20 protein-coding genes are annotated in these 19724 nt (G+C 73.2%); 10 read left to right on the plus strand and 10 right to left on the minus strand.

The features are described from left to right. Positions 1-216: 216 nt before the first annotated feature. A complete protein-coding gene (locus tag ASE27_RS00770) occupies positions 217-1107 on the minus strand; it encodes a TetR/AcrR family transcriptional regulator (protein ID WP_082608363.1) in 891 nt (296 codons plus the stop codon). A 110-nt stretch (positions 1108-1217) separates the two neighbouring features. Between ASE27_RS00770 and ASE27_RS00775 the strand changes: the two genes are divergently transcribed. The 8 genes from ASE27_RS00775 to ASE27_RS00810 all read left to right on the plus strand — a co-directional run bounded on the left by ASE27_RS00775 (position 1218) and on the right by ASE27_RS00810 (position 7429). Beyond that, positions 1218-2300 carry an ABC transporter ATP-binding protein gene (locus tag ASE27_RS00775; RefSeq protein ID WP_056644693.1) on the plus strand — a complete coding sequence of 361 codons (1083 nt, stop codon included), beginning with the start codon at positions 1218-1220 and terminating at the stop codon, positions 2298-2300. Further along, the gene (locus tag ASE27_RS00780; RefSeq protein ID WP_082608364.1) at positions 2300-3262 is read left to right on the plus strand and encodes an ABC transporter permease; all 963 of its coding nucleotides are present in this window, start codon (positions 2300-2302) and stop codon (positions 3260-3262) included. Before ASE27_RS00775 ends, ASE27_RS00780 begins: the two co-directional genes overlap by 1 nt. Positions 3263-3267: 5 nt before the next feature. Then, entirely contained in the window at positions 3268-3876 is a 609-nt protein-coding gene (locus tag ASE27_RS00785; RefSeq protein ID WP_056646478.1) for a dihydrofolate reductase family protein, read from the plus strand. A gap of 19 nt (positions 3877-3895) precedes the next feature. After that, entirely contained in the window at positions 3896-4306 is a 411-nt protein-coding gene (locus ASE27_RS00790) for a MazG nucleotide pyrophosphohydrolase domain-containing protein (protein WP_056644696.1), read from the plus strand. Positions 4307-4396: 90 nt separating this feature from the next. Beyond that, the gene (locus tag ASE27_RS00795; protein WP_157257329.1) at positions 4397-4735 is read left to right on the plus strand and encodes a hypothetical protein; all 339 of its coding nucleotides are present in this window, start codon (positions 4397-4399) and stop codon (positions 4733-4735) included. Between the two features lie 145 nt (positions 4736-4880). Next, positions 4881-5387 carry a hypothetical protein gene (locus ASE27_RS00800; RefSeq protein WP_056644702.1) on the plus strand — a complete coding sequence of 169 codons (507 nt, stop codon included), beginning with the start codon at positions 4881-4883 and terminating at the stop codon, positions 5385-5387. 98 nt (positions 5388-5485) lie between these two features. After that, on the plus strand, positions 5486-6271 hold the full coding sequence (locus ASE27_RS21095; RefSeq protein ID WP_056644706.1) for an HAD hydrolase-like protein: 786 nt from the start codon (positions 5486-5488) through the stop codon (positions 6269-6271). Positions 6272-6631: 360 nt separating this feature from the next. Then, positions 6632-7429: a MerR family transcriptional regulator gene (locus ASE27_RS00810; protein WP_056644709.1), complete on the plus strand. Its 798-nt coding sequence runs from the start codon at positions 6632-6634 to the stop codon at positions 7427-7429. A gap of 80 nt (positions 7430-7509) precedes the next feature. Here the strand turns inward: ASE27_RS00810 and ASE27_RS00815 are convergent, their stop codons facing one another. From ASE27_RS00815 to ASE27_RS00855, 9 genes are all read right to left on the minus strand, one after another. Then, positions 7510-8424 (minus strand): heme ABC transporter ATP-binding protein, encoded by a 915-nt coding sequence (locus ASE27_RS00815; protein ID WP_056644711.1) that lies wholly within the window; start codon positions 8422-8424, stop codon positions 7510-7512. Next, positions 8421-9431: an iron ABC transporter permease gene (locus ASE27_RS00820; protein WP_056646481.1), complete on the minus strand. Its 1011-nt coding sequence runs from the start codon at positions 9429-9431 to the stop codon at positions 8421-8423. Before ASE27_RS00820 ends, ASE27_RS00815 begins: the two co-directional genes overlap by 4 nt. Positions 9432-9661: 230 nt before the next feature. Beyond that, complete coding sequence (locus tag ASE27_RS00825) at positions 9662-10897, minus strand: hemin ABC transporter substrate-binding protein (RefSeq protein ID WP_082608365.1); 1236 nt, start codon at positions 10895-10897, stop codon at positions 9662-9664. Between the two features lie 358 nt (positions 10898-11255). Continuing rightward, positions 11256-11930: a heme oxygenase (biliverdin-producing) gene (locus ASE27_RS00830; RefSeq protein ID WP_369800534.1), complete on the minus strand. Its 675-nt coding sequence runs from the start codon at positions 11928-11930 to the stop codon at positions 11256-11258. Between the two features lie 157 nt (positions 11931-12087). Continuing rightward, positions 12088-12777 (minus strand): hypothetical protein, encoded by a 690-nt coding sequence (locus ASE27_RS00835; RefSeq protein ID WP_056644714.1) that lies wholly within the window; start codon positions 12775-12777, stop codon positions 12088-12090. Further along, on the minus strand, positions 12774-13319 hold the full coding sequence (locus tag ASE27_RS00840) for a SigE family RNA polymerase sigma factor (protein ID WP_056644719.1): 546 nt from the start codon (positions 13317-13319) through the stop codon (positions 12774-12776). Before ASE27_RS00840 ends, ASE27_RS00835 begins: the two co-directional genes overlap by 4 nt. Positions 13320-13449: 130 nt before the next feature. After that, positions 13450-14838 carry an MFS transporter gene (locus ASE27_RS00845; RefSeq protein WP_056644722.1) on the minus strand — a complete coding sequence of 463 codons (1389 nt, stop codon included), beginning with the start codon at positions 14836-14838 and terminating at the stop codon, positions 13450-13452. Positions 14839-15007: 169 nt separating this feature from the next. Beyond that, entirely contained in the window at positions 15008-15826 is an 819-nt protein-coding gene (locus tag ASE27_RS00850; RefSeq protein WP_056644725.1) for a CPBP family intramembrane glutamic endopeptidase, read from the minus strand. A gap of 37 nt (positions 15827-15863) precedes the next feature. Further along, positions 15864-16469, minus strand: coding sequence for a TetR/AcrR family transcriptional regulator (locus ASE27_RS00855; protein ID WP_056644728.1), 606 nt, complete (start codon positions 16467-16469; stop codon positions 15864-15866). Positions 16470-16605: 136 nt separating this feature from the next. Between ASE27_RS00855 and ASE27_RS00860 the strand changes: the two genes are divergently transcribed. After that, a complete protein-coding gene (locus tag ASE27_RS00860; RefSeq protein ID WP_056644730.1) occupies positions 16606-17967 on the plus strand; it encodes a helix-turn-helix domain-containing protein in 1362 nt (453 codons plus the stop codon). A gap of 191 nt (positions 17968-18158) precedes the next feature. After that, complete coding sequence (gene adh / locus ASE27_RS00865) at positions 18159-19682, plus strand: aldehyde dehydrogenase (RefSeq protein WP_056644733.1); 1524 nt, start codon at positions 18159-18161, stop codon at positions 19680-19682. Positions 19683-19724: the final 42 nt, after the last annotated feature.

A 19724-nucleotide genomic window follows, 5' to 3' on the forward strand; every position in this document is an offset into this window, starting at 1 on the left:
CGGCGGGTCCGTGGGCGTCGCTGGGCCTCGTTCCTCGGAAGGTAGCGCGCGGGGGCGCGTGGCGCGCGACGGACCCGCGCGGGCCCGCACGGCCGGGGGCGATTCACCCGGCCGGTACGCCGAGCACGAGGTTCCGCGCGGTCGAGCACGAGGTTGCGGTCGTTCTGGGCGGCAGAACGACCGCAACCTCGTGCTCGGCACCCGGAGGAGCGGCCGTCAGCCCTGCTCGCGTGCCCGGTCGATCGTCATCTCGACGCCGTCGAGCAACCGGTCGAGCGACGCGTCGAACGGGTCGGTGGGCGTGTCGAACCCGCCGGCCTCCCAGATCCGGGTCATGACGGGGTAGCGCTCGACGTCGAACCAGTCGGCCCAGAAGCTGCTCATCGACGTCCAGTACTCGTCGCTGCTCATGCCGCTCGCGTCGTTCTCGACCGTCTCGGCGACGGCCGCGCGGGCGAGGCCGCGCACGAACGCGTCGACCAGGCCCAGGATCTCGACGACCCGCTCCGCGGACAGCCCGGTGTCGACCAGGGTGCGCAGCCCGGCCTCCTGGGCGTCGAGCACGTGCGGGGACAGCGGGAGGCGCCACATGTTGGTCTGCAGGATCCAGGGGTGGCGCTGGTAGAGGTGCCAGACCTCGCGCGCGTACCGCGACAGGCCCTCGCGCCAGGGGGCGTCGGCCGTGGGCAGGTCGAGCTCGCCGAACGCCCGGTCGATCATGAGGTCGACGAGCTCGGTGCGCCCGGGCACGTAGGTGTAGAGCGACATGGCGCCCACGCCCAGACGTGCGGCGACGCGGCGCATCGAGAGCGCCTCGAGCCCGACCTCCTGCGCGACGGCGGTCCCGGCCTCGACGACCTCGGCGAGGGTCAGGCGCGCCTTGCGCCCGCGCGTGGGCGGGGCGGGCGGGTCCCACAGGAGCGCGAGGCGCCGGGTCACGTCGTCAGGCCGGGGGATCTGGTCGGTCGGGTCGTCCACGACGTCCTGCGGGTCGTCGCTGCCGGCGTCACGGGAGGTGTCGTCGAGCGGCGCGTCGACCGATGAGTCCGGGGTCCGGGCGGAGTCCACCCCGTCGGAGGGGACGGGGGCGACGGTGTTGCTGGCCATGGTGCCTGATCCTCCCACTTCCGCGCAGTTCCGGGGACCCTTTAGTTCCCGTACGCCGTATGCTAACGTGAAATCTCTTTCCAGTACACCGTACGCGAGAGGCGTGAGTCATGATCCATACCGAAGGACTGACCAAGACGTTCCATCGCAAGAAGGAGGTGGTCGAGGCGGTCAAGGGCATCGACGTCGACGTCCACGAGGGCGAGCTCGTCGCGTTCCTCGGCCCCAACGGCGCCGGCAAGTCCACGACCCTGCGCATGCTCACGAGCCTCCTCGAACCCACCGCGGGCCGCGCCCAGGTCGCGGGCTTCGACATCCGCACCCAGCCCGCCGAGGTCCGGTCGCGCATCGGGTACATCGGCCAGGGCAACGGGGGCGGGTTCTCCTACCGGGTCGCCGACGAGCTCCACAACCAGGGCCGCTTCTACGGGCTGTCGGCCGCCGAGTACCAGCGCCGCGCCGCAGACCTCCTCGCCGCGCTCGAGCTCGACGGCCTCGGCAAGCGCACGGTCCAGAGCCTGTCGGGCGGCCAGCGCCGCCGCCTCGACGTGGCGCTCGGCCTCATGAACCACCCGCCGCTGCTGTTCCTCGACGAGCCCACCACGGGCCTCGACCCGCACAGCCGCGCGAACCTCTGGGAGCACATCGGTGCGCTGCGCGAGCGGTACGGGATGACGATCGTCCTCACCACGCACTACCTCGACGAGGCCGACTCGATGGCCGAGCGCGTCGTCGTGATCGACCACGGCACGATCGTCGCCGACGCCCCGCCCGCCGCGCTCAAGCGCGACCACGCGGACGACGTCGTGACGCTCGTCGTCACGGGTACGCCCGGTTCCCAGGGCCAGGTGCCCGACGACGTCACGCGCGTCCGCGCGGCCCTCGCCCCGGTCGTGGGCGACGTGGGAAGCGGCGAGCGTGCCGGAGCGGGTGCAGGCCGCGGGGCTCGTGCAGCCGGCGGTGCCGGTGCGACCGGCGGAGCCGACGACGCGACGGTGCAGGCGACCGTCGGCGCGGGGGGAGACGTCACCGTGACCCTGTCCACGACGCACGGCGCCGACCGGCTGCCCGAGGCGATCGAGTCCCTGCGCGTCGCAGGGTTCGCGGTCCGGTCGGCCGGGCTCAAGCAGGCGAGCCTCGACGACGTGTTCCTCAACCTGACCGGTCGGAGCCTGCGCGAGGAGGCGGCGTGATGGACGAGCAGACGGAGCCGACGACGGGCACCGGCGCAGGAGCCGGCCCGGAGGCCGGACGAGCGCCCGCACCGACGGGACCGACGAACCACGGGCCCGGCACGGCCGGGACCGCGACGCAGACCGCACCACGGACCGGGGTGAGGGAGCAGACCGACCGGCGCTCCGACGTCGGGCGCTCGCGGGCCGGGAAGTTCTTCGGCGACACCTGGGCCGTCTTCACGCGCGAGATCCTCCTGGTCCTGCGCGACCCCTTCACCCTCATCTTCTCGCTGCTCCAGCCGCTGATCTTCCTGGGCCTGTTCGGGCCGCTCCTGACCGGCGCCGTGGGCGGCGGCATGGGCGGGCCCGGCGGGTCGACCGCCGCGACGCTCCAGTGGTTCGTGCCCGGCGTGATCGTCATGATCTCGCTGTTCGGGACCTCCATGACGGGCTCGAACCTGCTCTACGAGATGATGACCGGCTCCTACGAGCGGGTCCTCGCGACGCCGCTCGACCGGTCGGCGATCCTCGTGGGCCGGGCACTCAAGGAGTTCGCGCCGCTCGTCGTCCAGGGGCTCCTCATCGCGGTCGTGTGCATCCCGTTCGGCTTCACGTTCTACCCGTTGCACGCGCTCGCCGGTCTCGCGCTCCTCGGGCTGTTCGGCGTGGGCGTCGGTGCCCTGTCGTGCGCGCTCGCGCTCGCCGCGAAGAACCGCGAGTGGCTGTTCTGGGGCGTGCAGCAGTCGCTGCTCTTCCCGCTGCTCATCCTGTCCGGCATGATGCTCCCGCTCGAGGCCGGCCCCTCGTGGATGCAGACCGCGTCGAAGTTCAACCCCCTGACCTACATGGTCGACGCCGAGCGCGCCCTGTTCGGCGGGACGTTCGCGAGCACCGAGGTCCTGTGGGGCGTGGTCGCGGCCGCGGTCACGTGCGCCGTGGGGCTGTTCGTGGGCATCCGCCGGACCCGGAAGTCGGTGTGAGCGCCGTGGGCAGGGTGACGTTCGACGTCGGGCTGTCCCTCGACGGGTACGTCGCGGGACCGCACCAGTCCCTCGAGAACCCTCTCGGCGAGGGCGGCGAGGAGCTGCACCGGTGGATGTTCGAGGAGCCCGAGGTCAACACGGCCGCGCTCGAGTCCGTCGCGGCGCCCACCGCGTTCGTCATGGGGCGCAACATGTTCGCGCCCGGTCGCGGCCCGTGGGACGAGTCGTGGCGGGGGTGGTGGGGCGAGGAGCCGCCGTACCACGCGCCCGTGTTCGTGCTCACGCACCACCCGCGCGAACCTCTCGTCATGCAGGGCGGCACGACGTTCTTCTTCGTGACCGACGGGATCGCGTCCGCGCTCGCGCAGGCGCTCGCCGCCTCGCGGGACGGGCACGTCGGGATCGCGGGCGGCGCCTCGACCATGCGGGCGTACCTGGCCGCGGGGCTCGTCGACGAGTTCGGGCTGCACGTCGCGCCCGTGCTGCTCGGGGCGGGCGAGAGGTTGTTCGAGGGTCTGGGCGACCTGCGCGTCGAGCCCGGGCCGGTGACCAGCAACCACCTCGTGACGCACCTGTCGTACCGCGTCGTGCGGGGGCTCGTCGGAGAGTGACGCGTGCTTGACTGACGCGATGACCATCGCGACGCCGAGCACCCCGCCCGAGCCTGCGCCGTCGGGCCTCACGCTGCCCGCGCTCACCGAGCGCGTCGAGGCGGTGTCCGCGCTCTACGCACGCAAGTTCGGGATCGCCCGCGACCCCGACTGGTTCGTGCTCAAGCTCGCCGAGGAGACGGGCGAGCTCACGCAGGCGTACCTCGCGGCCTCGGGACGCACGAGGCCGCGCGTCGCGTCGGAGGGCGAGGTGCCCGACGGCGGACGGGCGGCGCTCGCGGCCGAGGTCGCCGACGTCCTCGCACACCTGCTCCTGCTCGCGCGGTCGCAGGGGATCGACGTCGAGCGGGCCGTGCGGGAGAAGTGGTTCGTGTGGGAGGGGGAGGTCGGGGGCGAGGTGGACGTGCAGGCCGAGGTGGGCCGGGGGTGAGGCCGGGTGCCGGGGGTGCCCGGTGCCCGGTGCCCGGTGCTGCGGCGCGGGGCGTTGCGGCCCCGCAGCGACCACGCCAGGATGTCCGGCATGACCGCTTCCTCTTTCCCTGGACCGACGAGCCCTCGCCCCCGCGGACTGGGTCGAGGTGAGGTGCTCGGGCTCGTGGCCGGGGTGCTGCTGGTCGGTGTGGGGGGATGGCTCGCGTCGCGCTCCTACGGTGCCGCGTCGTTCGGGTGGTTCGCGTACGCGCCCTTGTCCGGCGCGGTGTACGAGCCGTCCCGCCCGTGGTCCCAGGTCCTGGGGCTCGTCGCGGCGGGGGCCGGGCTGCTGGTGCTCGGCTTCGTGGCAGGGTGGGCGGTCGCGCGGCGGCGGGGTGGCGACGGCGGCACCGGGGCGGACCGACCTGCGGAGCGACCGGATGCATGACGCGAGCGTCCCAGGAGGCACCGGGGCGCCTGCCGCACGGACCGACGGGCGCGGGGGTCCCGGGCAGGCCGGTGGGGATCACGACCCAGGATCTGGGCCCGCCCCTTCCGTCGGGGAGGGACCGACGACGGGGCGCGGAGGCGCCGTGTTCACCGAGGTGCGCCACGCGTCGGTCGTCACCCAGGCGCTGGTCATGACGCTCGGTATCGCGGTCACCGGGCTGACGGTCGGCCTTGCGGTGTCACCCACGGGAGGGCTCGGATGGGTCGACGTGCTGCCCGGAGCCCTGGCGCTCGCGATCTGTGCCGCGGCCGCGCGCATGTCGTCGGTCGTGGCGGTCGGGCCTGAGGCCATGACGCTCTCGCTGCGCCTGGGCGGGGTGCCGGTCTGGCGTCGTCGGATCCCTGGCCACGAGATCGATCAGGTCCAGGGAGGGACGGCCGGCGGGCCGACGGTCGACGCACTGTCCGCGGGCGGGCTCGGTCTCCGGTTCCTCGGTGGTGGTCGGGTCGCGCTCATGGTCCGTCAAGGAGAGGCCGTGCGGATCGTGGTGCGCGGCGGACGACGCGAGTACCTGGTCGCGAGCGGCCGGGCGCGCGAGCTGACCGCGGCCGTGGCGGCGCTGGCGGCCCACACCCCGACGCCGAGATAGAGGGCCGGCGTCGAGGTAGAGGGCCCGGGCCCTCTGTCTCGGCGGGAAGCCGCTGTCTCGGCGACCGTGTGCTCTCGGCGCACGGCAGAATCGATGCCGTGACCACCGCGAACCCTCCCTACCGACTTGCCCTCCTCGACCTCGACGGGACGCTGACCGACTCGGCTCCCGGCATCCTCTCCTCGGTCCGGTACGCCTACACGACCCTGGGGATCGAGACCCCGACCGACGAGACCCTGCGGCGTTTCGTGGGCCCTCCGCTCACCGAGACGTTCGCGCGGCACGGCGTCCCGGTGGACCGGGTCGCGGAGGCGGTCGCGGCGTACCGCGAGGTCTACGCGGCCGGCGGCATGCTCGACAACTCGCTCTACCCGGGGATCCTCGAGTGCCTGACGGCGGCACGTGCGGCGGGCGTCCGGCTCGCGGTCGCGACGTCCAAGCCCGAGGTCTACGCGCGGCGCATCACCGCGCACTTCGGGATCGACGCCCTGGTCGAGGGGGTCTACGGCGCGACCCTCGACGGATCGCGCGGCTCCAAGGCGGACGTGATCGAGCACGCGCTCGCGTCGTTGGGCGCGTCAGAGGGTGCGGCGGGCACGACGGCGACGGTGGGCTCGGAGGACGACGAGGTCCCGGGCGCAGGGGCCGGTGGGGCCGGCAGGGCCGGTGGGGCCGGCAGGGCCGTCCTTGACGGCCTTCCGCCGCGCGAGGAGATCATCATGGTCGGCGACCGGGAGCACGACGTGCTCGGCGCCGCGGCGCACGGCATCCGTTGCCTCGGGGTCTCGTGGGGGTACGCGGTGCCGGGGGAGCTCGAGGACGCAGGGGCCCTCGCGGTCGTGGAGAGCACCGACGAGCTGGCGCGGATGCTGCGAGGCGAGTGACGCCGTCGGGCGGTGAAGACGCGTGGCGAGTGACGCCGTCGGGCAGTGAAGACGCGAGGCCACGAGGCCGTCGGGCAGCGGGGCCGCGAGAACCACGGGAGACGCGAGAGCCACAGCGCTGGGCGCGACGAGCGGGCCCCGCTGAGAGCGCAAGGACTAGTTGTCAGAAGTGCACCGGGGCATACCCCGGTGCACTTCTGACAACTCATCTGCGGCGACGAGGGTTGACCTTGACGTAGCGTCAACTTCTAGGGTCGATCGTGCTGCCTCACCCGAGGCGTCCAGATCCGGGCCGTCCGCGAGACGACCGGACAGCCGCGACGACATCGTGTCGTCGCGAGGCCCAGGAAGGAGGAGCGCATGACCGCGCACGCACCGCAGGCCCCGACCGACTGGTCGATCCAGGAGATCGCCCGCCTCGCCGGGACCACGAGCCGCACGCTGCGTCACTACGACGCGATCGGGCTGCTCGCGCCCAGCAGGGTCGGGCACAACGGCTACCGGTACTACGACGGGGCCGCGCTCGTCCGCCTCCAGCGGATCCTCCTCCTGCGGGACCTCGGCGTGGGCCTCCCGGCCGTCGCCGAGATCCTGGAGCGTGACGGCGGGGCCAGTCCTGCCGTGCAGGCGCGGGCCCTGCGGACCCACCTGGACGCCCTCCGGGCCGAGCGGCAGCGGCTGGCGCGACAGATCGCGTCGGTCGAGCGCACGATCACGACCATGGAAGGAGGTGGGCGGCTCATGGCGGACGAGATGTTCGACGGGTTCGACCACACGAAGCACGAGGCGGAGGTCACCGAGCGGTGGGGTGCCGAGGCCTACCGGACGGGCGACACCTGGTGGCGCGGGCTCTCCGCGCAGGACAAGGCGGCCTACCGGGAGACGACCCGGCAGCTCGGGGCGGACTGGACGGCCGCGGCGCAGACGGGCGTCGAGCCCGGGAGCGACGAGGCGCAGGTGCTCGCTCGCCGGCACGTCGAGTGGCTGAGCAGCATCCCGGGCACCCCGGGCCACGGCGGGGCGCCGGTCAGGGAGTACGTCGTCGGGCTCGGGGAGATGTACGTGGCCGACGAGCGGTTCGCGGCGAGCTACGGCGGCGTCGAGGGCGCGACGTTCGTGCGCGACGCGCTGGCGGTGTACGCGGGGCGGAACCTGTAGGTCACCCGCCGCACTGGCCGTGAGGTAGAGGCCTGGTGTCGAGAAAGAGGGGTACAGCCCTCTACGTCGACGGCAGGCCTCTACCTCGGCGGAACCGCAGCAGCAGACCGTGCCGGCAGGATGATCGGCGCCCCGCCACCGGGATGCTCGACGACCTCGACCGGGTAGTCGTAGACCTCGCTCAGCCGCTCGGCCGTCAGCACCTCGGCGGGCGCCCCGTCGGCGACCACGCGACCTCTAGCCATGAGCGTGACCTGGTCGGCGTAGGCCGACGCGAGCCCCAGGTCGTGCACGACGACGACCACCGCACCCCCGGACGCCGCGTGGCGGCGGGCGATCTGCAGCACGAGCTCCTGGTGCTTGAGGTCGAGCGCCGCGGTCGGCTCGTCGAGCATGAGCAGCCCGGTCCGCTGGGCCAGGACGCGCGCGAGCGCGACGCGTGCCTTCTCGCCCCCGGAGAGCGACGGGAAGTGCCGGTCGGCGAGGTGGGACACGTCGGTCGCGGCGAGCGAGGCGGCCACGACCTCCTCGTCGGTCTCCTCGAGGGGCGTCCCGCGCCAGGGCGCGCGGCCCATCTGCACGACGTCGAGCGACGTGAACGGGAAGCTGAGGTGGATCTGCTGCATGAGCACGGCCCGGCGCATCGCGAGCTCGGTGGGCGTCCACGACCGCAGGGGCGAGCCGTCGACCAGGACCGAGCCGCCGTCGAGCGGCAGGTCGCCCGTGAGCGCCCCGAGCAGCGAGGACTTGCCCGCGCCGTTGGGGCCGAGCAGGGCCCGGACCTCGCCGGCCCGTACCGTGACCGACACGTCCCGCAGCACGGGGGTCCCGTCGAGCGAGAGCGTCGCACCGCGCGCCTCGGTCACGACGTCGCCCGTCGCCGCGGCAGAAGGCAACCGCGAGGAGCGTCGCCGCCCCGTGACCGCAGTCCGCAACGACGACCAGAAGCTGCTGCCCTCGTGGCGCGAGTCGAGCTCGACCAGTGTGCGGCTCATGCCCAGCCTCCCTGGCGAGAGCGCGTGCGGCGCAGCAGGTAGAAGAAGAACGGCCCGCCCACGAGCGAGGTGATCATGCCGAGCGGCAGCTCGACGTTCGCGACCGCGGTGCGCGAGACGAGGTCCGCGAGCAGCAGGACCACGGCCCCGCCGAGGGCCGAGGCGGGGATGAGCCAGCGGTGGCTCGGGCCGCACACCATGCGGACCAGGTGCGGCACGACGAGCCCCACGAACGCGATGATCCCCGTGAAGGCCACGCCCGCGGAGACCAGGAGCGCGACGAGGACGATCACGATCTGCCGCAGCCGCTCGACGTCGACGCCCAGGTGCTGCGCGGCGCGCTCGCCCAGGGACAGCAGGTCCAGCTGGCGGCGCAGCAGCATGGCGCCGACCACGCCGACGATCGCGATGGGAGCCACGACCGCGACCGATCCCCACGTGGCCCCGCCGAGCGATCCGAGCTGCCAGAACACGATCTGCTCGCGCGCGGCCGGGTCGGCCACGAACGTGAAGAACGCGAGCAGCCCGCCCGCGAACGCGTTGACCGCGATGCCGGTGAGCACGAGCGTCACGACCTCGGTGCGCCCGCCCGAGCGCGAGAGCGCGTAGACGACGAACGTCGTGATCAGCCCGCCGAGGAACGCGGCCGCGGCGACCCAGGTCCCCGAGACGAGAGAGCCGGCCGTGACGATGACCGCGCACGCGCCCACGGCCGCGCCCGCGGAGACGCCGATCACGCCGGGCTCGGCGAGCGGGTTGCCGAACACGCCCTGCATGAGCGCGCCCGAGCAGGCGAGCGCGGCCCCGACGAGGATCGCGAGCACGACGCGCGGGAAGCGCACGACCCACAGCGTGTTCTCGCCCTGCGGGTGCGAGGGCATGGGCCCGATGTCGAGGCCCATGTGGTGCATGAGCGAGCCGAGGACCTCGGCGGGGGACACGGGCACCTGCCCGGTCATGCCGGACAGGACGGTGAGCACGAGCAGCGCGACGCCGAGCCCGATCATGAGCCAGGTCGCGGCGCGTCGCCGCCCGCGCCCGACGGCGGTGAGCGCCGCGGCGTCCTTCTCGTCGCGCCCGGAGCCCCGGGGAGCAGCCCCGTGCCCGACGGCGTCGCTCACCGGCGCGCCCGGCTCGCGTCGGTCGGTGGTCGTCCCGTCCGCGGTGCGCTGCGCCGTGGTGAGGGCGTCGGAGGTGGGGCGTGCCGTCGTCGGGCCGGCGGGGTGGGAACCCGGCGTCACGGCGTGGCCGTCCCGGCGTCGGCCGAGGCGACCGCGGTCAGGTCGGGGGCCGGGACGCCGTAGAACGCCTCGACGAGCGACGCGATGGTCTCGCCCGTGCGCGGGCCGAACGTCAGCAGGCGGCTGCCGTCCATGTCGATCACGCGCTGGTCCTGGCCCGCCGGGGTCTGCGCCAGGCCCGGGATGGCCATCATGGCGTCGAGACCGCCGCTCGACTCGAGGCCGTCCGTCATGACGAGGTACGCCGCCGGCGCCGCCGAGATGATGGCCTCGCTCGTGACGGGTGCGTACTGCTGCGTGAGGCCGATCGCGGTGCCCGCGTCCTGGCCGCCGATCTCGCGGATCAGGTCGTCGGCGCCCGAGCCGGGACCGAACAGCATCTTGATGTTCGACCCACGCAGGTAGAGGAACGCGACGAGCGGGTTGCCCGTGTCCGCTGGGACCCCGGCGAGGGCTGCGCAGATCTGCTGGTCGGTGCGCTCGACGAGCGCCGCCCCGGCCTCGGGGACGCCGAGCGTGGTCGCGACCGCGGTGATGCGGTCGTCGATCCCGTCGAGCGTGCGGGCCTCGTCGAAGTACACGACCGGGATGCCCGAGGACTCGAGCTGCGAGCGCGCGGTGTCCGTGAGGAGCGTGGCGTCGGTCAGGATGACGCTCGGGTTCAGGCCGAGGATGGTCTCGATGTTCAGGGCGTGGCCCGCGCCGGTCACGACGGGGACGTCGGCGGCCTCGGGGAAGCCCGTCGGCAGGTCGCGACCCACGACGTTCGCGCCCAGCCCCAGGCTGTAGACGATCTCGCCGAGCGTGCCGTACAGGTCGACCGCGATGATGCGCGAGGCGTCGGCGACCGTGACCTCGCGGCCGTCGAACGACTGCACGGTCACGGGCAGCGTCGGGGTCGGCGCCGAGACGATCGGGTCGATCACGTTGTCGGCGAACGTCGCGGTCGTCGGGCCGGTGGGGAACGTCGCGGGGTCCACGGTGGGGCGCTCGCCCGTCTCGAGGGCCGTGCACGCGTCCAGGGCGACGGCCTCGGTGGGTGCGGGCGATGAGTCCGAGGCCGAGGGGGGCGCCGTCGTCGGGCCCTCGGGCTCGTAGGGGAGGGGGGCGCAGCCTGCCGCGAGCAGCACCGCGGCGAGCGTGGCGACGCCCACGAGGGACGAGCGGCGCAGGCCGCCCGACAGCGGGTCGCGCGGACGCTCGGGGGACGGGACGCGGGCAGGGTGCGACATCACAAAGGCTCCAGCGGGGGTCGGCCGCCCAGGCGAGAAGGCGGCTCCGGGTAAGTTGAGGCTAACCTACGAAGGGCCTCGCCAGGGTGGCCGGTCCACGGGATCTTCTGTGATCTTGGAGACGCTGCCGGCGGTCCCGGGCGCTGGCGCAGCGGTCGGGTGCGGCCGCCTCCTGGTGCCGAACATGCGGTGGGTGTCGAGAACCCGGGGAATCTCGACGCCACCACCTGCTCGACGAACGTCCACCGCATGCTCGGCCCCGGAGGCGGGGCGGAGGCGGGGCGAAGGGGCTGGGCGGAGCGGGAGCGGCGCTCAGAGGGTGCGGCGAGCCGGTGGGCTCACCGCACGCTCACCGCGGTCAGCAGTGGATCGCGCCGAGCTCCGCGAACAGCGCGCTGTTGAGGCGGAACGCGAGCTTGGCCTCCTCGACCGTCTCGGCGATCTGCTCGTCCGTGAGGTCCAGGGAGTCGAGGCGCTCGCGGTAGACGTCCTTGAAGGGCTTGGCCTTGGGGATCTCGTCGAACGTGTAGAACGCGAGGCCGTCGGGGCCGAGCCCGTAGTGGCGCTCCATCATGCGCTTGATGATCTGGCCGCCCGACAGGTCGCCCAGGTAGCGCGTGTAGGCGTGCGCCGCGTAGGCCGAGAGCGAGGTGCCGACCTCGAGCAGGCGGGCCACGTAGGCCTCGGTCGCGGGCAGGATGCGGATCTCGGTGGCCCAGTCGGACCCGACCAGGAACGCGAGGTCCTTCTCGATCGAGGGCGTGCGGGTCAGCTCGTCGAACACGAGGGTCGCGCCCTGGGCGTCGTCGCGGATCTGGGCGCTGGCCCGCTCGAGCGCCCCGTAGATCGCGTACTGCTGCGCGGCGAGGTCCGTGTAGGCGGCGACGTCGAGCTCGCCCCCCATGAGCTTCTCGACGAAGCCCGTGGTCTCGGCCTGCTCGTGCTCGGGGCGCGTGCCCTCGCGCAGGCGCAGCGACAGGGACGCGGGCGCGGGTGCGGGGGGAAGGGTCTCAGCGGTCATCTCAGCGGTCACGAGGGGCTCCTGCGGTTCGTCGTGTCACGTGCACGACGTCGGCACGCGCGCCGGGGTCCAGCGCAGGGTCCACGGTGTGGTGACACATCGTCATGACGTCGCGTCAGGAACGATACAACAGTGAGGTGAGGTTTACCTATGCTCTGTGGGAGAGATCTCACGGACTGGGCGCGAGGAGAGTGGATTCGGCGAGGATCTCGCCCGTCTCGACGTCGAGCACGACGATCGACTCGGCGGGCAGGGTGTCGAGGGGCGGCGGCACGTAGTCCGGGACCGATGTGCAGCTCCTGCGATCGAAGGTCTCGAGGACGGTACCGCTCCGGGTCTCGACCTGCGCTGTCACGGGGTGGTCGAGGATCTCCTGGGGCCACTCCTCGACGGGGAGCACGTCACCGTCGAGGTCTGCAGGGAAGCTGTTCCACCAGCCCTCCAGGCCACCCAGCGTCATGGGGTTCCCGTGCTCGTCGGCTCCCTCGACGGACCCGCGTTCGGTGGGACTGTAGTTGAAGCACGTCCGCACTCCGTTGGTCTCGCGCGCCGGTGCGGCGTCGGCCGGAGAGGACACGTCGGACGCCGTCTCGGCCGGGCTCCCGGTGTGCTGGGAGACGAGACCCGCCGGGGCCAGACCGACCGGTCCCCTGAGGGGGAGGTCGAGGCCGAGAGCCGGCAGTGCGAGCGCAGCCCCCACGGCCAGGGCGCCGACCGAGCCGGTGACGGTCACCACGCGCCGGACGCGCTGCGCTCTCCGCGCACGAGCGCGCACCTCGCCGGGCGTCGCGAGCGAGGTCAGCGGTGCGTCCTCGACCCGGGCACGCAGCCCGGCCGCGAAGTCGTCGTCGTCGTTCATCTCTCGCTCCTCTGCTCGCCCAGGAGGGCGCGCAGGGTCGCCAATCCTCTCGACGACGCTGCTTTGACGGTGCCCGGCGTGACGCCGAGGTCGGTGCTCACCTGCTCGACGGACAGGTCGAGCAGGTGCCGCATGACGACGATCCGGCGCTGCTGCAGGGGAAGGGTGCGCAGCGCCCTGACGAGCTCGTCCCGGGCGACGACCGCACGGTCGCCCGCCGCCACGGGCCGCTCGTGCACGTCAGCGACGAGGTGCTCGCGCCGCCGACGCCGCCAGTGGTCCACCCGGAGGTTGACGAGCACGCGCCGGGCGTACGGCAGAGGGTCCTGCCGGGCCCGGACCCACGCTCGCCACACCCGCTCGAACGCCTGCTGGGTCAGCTCCTCGGCGCGGTGCCGGTCCCCGACGAGCAGGTAGGCCGTCGTGAGCAGGGCGGAGGACGACTCGCGGACGAACGCCTCGAACTCGGTCGCGTGCGACCGCCCGTCGACCAGCAGGACTGTGCCCTCGTCGTCACCGACCACCAGCGCCCCCTGATCCATCCAGCCTCCCTCGACGCAGCGTGCACCCACCCTCTCAACCGGGACAACGCGCGACACCCGTCGAAGGTTGAGAGCCTGTGTGAACTCGTCGCGAGGCCCCGGGGGGCTGCGGTCACGGCGTGGTGCGCCCTCACCTGGTCGGCAGCGCGTGCTCCGCGACGTCCTCGGGGTTGGGCAGCCCGTGCAGGAACCGGTAGCCCGCGGCGGCGACCACGACCGTGAGCCCGCCCGCGACGAGCAGCGGCGTCGTGAGGTCGATGCGTGCGAGCAGGCCGCCCAGCAGCGAGCCCAGCGGCATGGTCCCCCAGAGCAACGTGCGCCACGTCCCGTGGACACGGCCCAGCAGGTGGCCCGGGATCGCGGCCTGACGCAGCGACATGACCAGGACGTTCCACACCGACGTCGACCCGAACGACACCGCGAAGCACACGACCGCGACCGGGATCGTCGGGAAGAGGCCCATGACGACGAGCGCGACGGGCCCGACGAAGTTCGCCGCGGCCATGACGGGGCCGGCCCCGAACCGGACCTTGAGCGGGCTCACGACCACGGCGCCGACGATGCCCCCGACGGCCCCCGACAGCATGAACACCCCGAACCACTGCTCGGGCACGTCGAGGCGGTCGAGCACGAACAGGACATCGGTCGCGATCGCCGCCGAGAAGAACAGTGCGATCAGGATGCTGAGGAACCAGAGGGGCCGCAGCATCGGGTGGCTCATGATGAAGCGGAAGCCGTCCGTGAGCTGGTGGGCGAACGTCGCGCGGACGGACGGGAGCGAGGGCGTCCCGGCGTCGTCGGAGGACAGGACGTCCGAGGCGGCGGTGTGCGCGTCGTCGGACCTGCGCCTGCGCGCACGGTGGGTGCGGTGCGCGCCGGCCGCGGCGGCGGGCAGGAAGAACGCGAGCACCCCCGCGACCGCGTAGGACAGGGCGCCGATGCCCAGCGGGATCACGACCGCGACCGCGAACAGCGCCGACGTCACGGGGACGGCGAGGAAGTTCTGCACGACGAGCTCGCCCGCCTCGATGCGGGAGTTGGCACGCGGCAGGTCCGCGCGGCGCACGATCGCGGGGACGACGGCCCGGATCGCGCCGTCGTACAGCGTCTCGAGCGCGCCGTACGCGAAGATCACCGCGTACAGCCACCAGATGGTCAGCGTGCCCGTCGCGAAGAGCGTGAGGAGCGTGACTGCGAGGAGCGTCCGGGTGCCGTTCGCGATCGTCATGGCGTGGCGGCGGTCGATCCGGTCGAGCAGCACCCCGGACGGGATGGCGAAGAACAGCCACGGCAGCATCGCGACGGCCGCGATGCCCGCGATGAGCAGCGGGTCGTCCGTCAGGCGGGCCGCGAGGAGAGGGGCGGCGACGCGCGCGATCCCGTCGGCCAGGCTCGAGCTGATGTTGGCCGTGAAGACGTTGGTGAAGGACCGGCCGAGCCCGCGGCGGGCGGGTTCGTCGGGGCGCCCGGGCGGTGTCCGGGCAGCGTCAGCGGGGGGTGGGGGTTCTGCGGGGGGCACCGGAGAACTCTAGGCGCCCTGCCGCGAGGGGCCGTGCGCGAGCTCGTCGGCCGCTGTGATGACGGCCCGACGGCGGCGCTCCGGCCAGGGTGTCGGGTGCGGCCCCATGCGACGGCCCGACGGCGGAGGCCGGCCCGGGCAGTCACGCGCGCCCCGTCGTCGGGACGTCCTACGCCGCGACGTCCTGCGTCCGCCGCGCCACGAGCGCGCTCTTGCCGCGCTTGCGCTGGGCCGCGGCGAACATGGCCATGAACACGGCTGTCGTCACGAGCGCGGCGATCGCGTTCGCGACGGTTCCGTCGGGGGTCGAGTGCCGGTCTCCGAGAGTGAGCAGCAGGGCGACGTTCACGAGCCAGTGCACGAGGGTCGCGAGCGCGACGCGCTGCCGCACGGTGCCTCGTCCGAAGTGCCCCATGAGCACCGACAGGGCCACGGTCGCGAGCAGGAAGCCCACGATCACGACCGGCCCCTCGGTGAAGATCTGCACGTGCCACACGCCCCACACGAGGCCTGTCACGATGCTCGCGACCAGGAGCGAGAACCGGTTCTCGAGCAGCGGCTGGAGCATGCCGCGCCACCCGATCTCCTCGCCGGCCGCGCCCACCAGGTAGGTGAGCAGGAGGAGCGCGAACGGCACACCCGCGGTCGCGTGCACCCCTTCGAGGGGTTCGCCCTGGACCAGGAGCGTCACGACGAGCACGCCCCAGTAGAGCAGGCACGCGGCGAGCGCCAGGACCAGGTGGGCGACGACCTGACGGCGAGGGACTGCGCTCGGCAGCAGCGGCGCGAGGCGCCCCCGGAAGATCGCGAACGTGAGACCGGCCCCGATCGCGGGGCCGAGCTGGACGAGGGCGAGCACCGACGGGTCGATCCCCGAGACCGGTTGGACGAGGAGCATCGCGCCCGACGCGACGAACGTCGCGAGGACGAACGTGAGGGTCGGGGCGAGGAAGGCGCGGGCCGCGGGGGCCGGGGCGGTCGGGGTCACGCCGCAGGCTCGCAGCCGATCGTGCGGGGTGTCAACCTCAACCGGCCACGAGCTCCTGGGTCCCGACAGCCCGCAGGACGAACGCCTCGGTGGCCTCGATCGCGCGCTCGCGCTGGGCGGGGTCCTCGGGGATGAGGCGGCCCGAGAGGCACGCGTTGACGAGCTGGACCGTGGTGCCGAGGTCCTGCTCGGGGAACTCGCCGCACGCGATGCCCGCGGTCAGGATGCGACGCAGCGTGTCCTCGACGATCACGGCGTGCTCGCGCAGGCGCTGCTGCGTGCCGCGCGAGAGCACGGTGCGCAGGTCCGGCCCGGGGGCCAGGTGGAAGACGCGCTTGAGCTGTGCCTGCTGGCGGATGTAGGTGCGGAGCTGCTCGACCGGGTCGTCGACCCCCTCGAGCGCGCGCTCCAGGGTGCCGACGTACTGCTCGGTCTCGTGCGTGATGAACCCCAGGAGCAGCGACTCCTTGTCGGGGAAGTGGTTGTACACCGCGGTGCGTCCCACGCCCGCCGCGGCGGCGATGTCTGCGAGCGAGATCGCGTCGAAACCGCGGTCCATCATGAGGTTCGAGAGCGCCGCGAAGAGCTTCTGACGGGTCTGTGCGCGGTGCTCGTGGAGCGAACCGCCGATGATCTTCGGCATGCTGACATCATAGGCACTTGCTGTCAGAATGCTAATTCGCGAGATCCTGCGGCTCCTGAGCCCTCCCGGCGGCGCGGCTGCCTACACTGGCAGCAGCCCCGGATCGACCCGACAAGGACGTCGGAGGAAGGCGACCATGACCGACCATCGTGCACCCGCCCGCTCCGACGGTCCCGCCGCACGCCCCGGCCCGGGCGCCACGCCCCGGCCCGCATCCGTCCGCGCGGCCCGCGAGGCCTTCCTCAGCACGGGCGCGCTCCCGCCCGGCGTCCGTCCCCTCGTGGCCGAGTCGTGGCGCCGCAGCGCACGCAGCGGCGTGGACCCCGACTCGCCCCAGCCGGACACGTCGATCACCGACCTCGACCTCGGCGCCTACCGGTCGCAGCACCCGCTCGCACGGGCCATGCCGATCGTGCGCGACCTCCTGGTCGCGGGCCTCGCGGGCGAGAGCGCGGTCGTCGCGATGACCGACGATGCCGGCCGCCTCCTGTGGGTCGAGGGCAGCTCGAGCGTGCGCGACCAGGTGGGACGCATCGGGTTCGTCGAGGGGGCGGTGTGGCGCGAGGAGCGCGTCGGGACCAACGCTCCCGGCACCGCGCTCGCCACGGGCCGCCCGGTCCAGGTCCTGGGCGCCGAGCACTTCACGCGCCCCGTCCAGTCGTTCAACTGCGCGGCCGCGCCCGTGCGCGACCTGCACACGGGCCGTGTCCTGGGCGTCCTGGACGTCACGGGAGGCCGGGTCGCGGGGTCGGGACTCGTGCTCTCGCTCGTGCGGGCGTCGGTCGCGGCGGTCGAGCGCGAGCTCGCCGAGCACGTCGCGCCCGGCGGTCGGCTCACGGGGGCCGCGAGCGCCCCGCAGCTCGACGTCCTGGGCCGCTCGGGCGGCGTCCTGCGCGCGGCACCGGGGGCAGCCGCGGGGTGGCCCGGCCCGGCCACGTACGCGACGGTGCCCGACGGCGGCACGCACGCTGCGCCGTCGGGCCGCCTGAGCCTTCGCCACAGCGAGATCCTCCTGCTGCTCGCCGCGCACCCGCGGGGGCTCGGTGCGGACGAGCTGGCCGTGCTGCTGCACCCGGGCGAGCTGTCGGACGTCACGGTGCGGGCCGAGGTGTCGCGCCTGCGTCGGGCCGTAGGGCCGCTGCTGGGCGGATCGCGACCGTACCGGCTGGGCGGGCCGCTGCGCACGGACCTCGACACGGTCCGCGACCTGCTCGCGGTGGGCGACGTGCACGGCGCGCTGACCGCGTACGCGGGTCCCGTGCTGCCGAGGTCGGTCGCGCCGGGGGTCGAGCAGCTGCGTGACGAGCTCTCGGCCGAGGTGCGAGGGGCGGTCCTCGCGTCGGGCGACCCGGGGGCCGTGGGGCGCTGGCTCGCGAGCGACGAGGGCGCCGACGACCACGCGGCGTGGCGACGGCTCGCGGCCCTGGCTGCACCGGGCAGCCCCGCGGCGGCGCGCGCGAGGGCGCGTCTCGCGCTGCTGGACCGCGCGCTGGGCTGAGGCGCCCTCCCGGACCGACCCGCGCTCGAGCTGACACCGTGACTGCAACCCTCCTGCAACCCTGGCGCCCGTAGCGTCCTGACCAGCCCGGCGCAACGGTGCGCCACGGGCTGCGGACCGCGTCGGCCGGCAGGCAGCCGACACCACGCGGGCCGCGCACGGCACGGAGCACTGCAAGGAGGCAGACGCACATGACCGTCTACGCAGCACCCGGTACCCCCGGGGCGATCGCCGAGTACAGGTCTCGCTACGACCACTGGATCGGTGGCGAGTACGTCGCCCCGGCGAGCGGCCGCTACTTCGAGAACCCGAGCCCCGTCACGGGCCGCACCTTCACCGAGGTCGCGCGCGGCACGGCCGAGGACATCGACCGCGCGCTGGACGCCGCGCACGGCGCCGCCCGCACCTGGGGGAAGACCACGGCGACCGAGCGCGCCGTGATCCTCAACAAGATCGCCGACCGCATGGAGGCCAACCTCGAGAAGATCGCGGTCGCCGAGACGTGGGAGAACGGCAAGCCCGTGCGCGAGACGCTCGCCGCGGACATCCCGCTCGCGATCGACCACTTCCGCTACTTCGCGGGCGCGATCCGGGCGCAGGAGGGCTCGATCTCCGAGATCGACGAGGACACCATCGCCTACCACTTCCACGAGCCGCTGGGCGTGGTGGGGCAGATCATCCCGTGGAACTTCCCCATCCTCATGGCGGTGTGGAAGCTGGCCCCCGCGCTCGCGGCGGGCAACTGCGTGGTCCTCAAGCCCGCCGAGCAGACGCCCGCGTCGATCCTGTTCCTGATCGACATCATCGGGGACCTGCTGCCCCCGGGCGTCCTCAACGTGGTCAACGGGTTCGGGGTCGAGGCGGGCAAGCCGCTCGCGTCGAGCCCGCGCATCCGCAAGATCGCGTTCACGGGCGAGACCACGACGGGCCGGCTCATCATGCAGTACGCGAGCCAGAACATCATCCCGGTCACGCTCGAGCTGGGCGGCAAGTCGCCCAACCTGTTCTTCGAGGACGTGGCGCGCGAGAAGGACGACTTCTACGACAAGGCCCTCGAGGGGTTCACCATGTTCGCCCTCAACCAGGGCGAGGTGTGCACGTGCCCGTCGCGCGCGCTCATCCAGTCGTCGATCTACGACTCGTTCCTGGGCGACGCGATCGAGCGGACCAAGGCGGTCAAGCAGGGCAACCCCCTGGACACCGAGACCATGATCGGCGCGCAGGCGTCGAACGACCAGCTCGAGAAGATCCTCAGCTACATCGACATCGGCAAGGCCGAGGGCGCCAAGGTCCTCACGGGCGGCACGCGGGCGGAGATGAGCGGCGACCTCGCGGGCGGCTACTACGTGACGCCGACGATCTTCGAGGGCAAGAACTCGATGCGCATCTTCCAGGAGGAGATCTTCGGGCCCGTCGTCGCGGTCACGGACTTCGCGGACTTCGACGACGCGATCACGGTCGCGAACGACACCCTGTACGGCCTGGGCGCGGGCGTGTGGTCGCGCGAGGCCAACATCGCCTACCGGGCGGGCCGCGAGATCCAGGCGGGCCGCGTGTGGACGAACTGCTACCACGCGTACCCGGCGGCGGCGGCGTTCGGCGGGTACAAGGGCTCGGGCGTGGGCCGCGAGAACCACAAGATGATGCTCGACCACTACCAGCAGACCAAGAACCTCCTGGTCAGCTACTCGGCCTCGAAGCTCGGCTTCTTCTAGGCCTGGCGCAGGCCACCGCGTGCGGGTCCCGGGGAGTCCCGG

It is taken from the genome of Oerskovia sp. Root918, assembly GCF_001428945.1.
Lineage (GTDB): Bacteria > Actinomycetota > Actinomycetes > Actinomycetales > Cellulomonadaceae > Oerskovia > Oerskovia enterophila.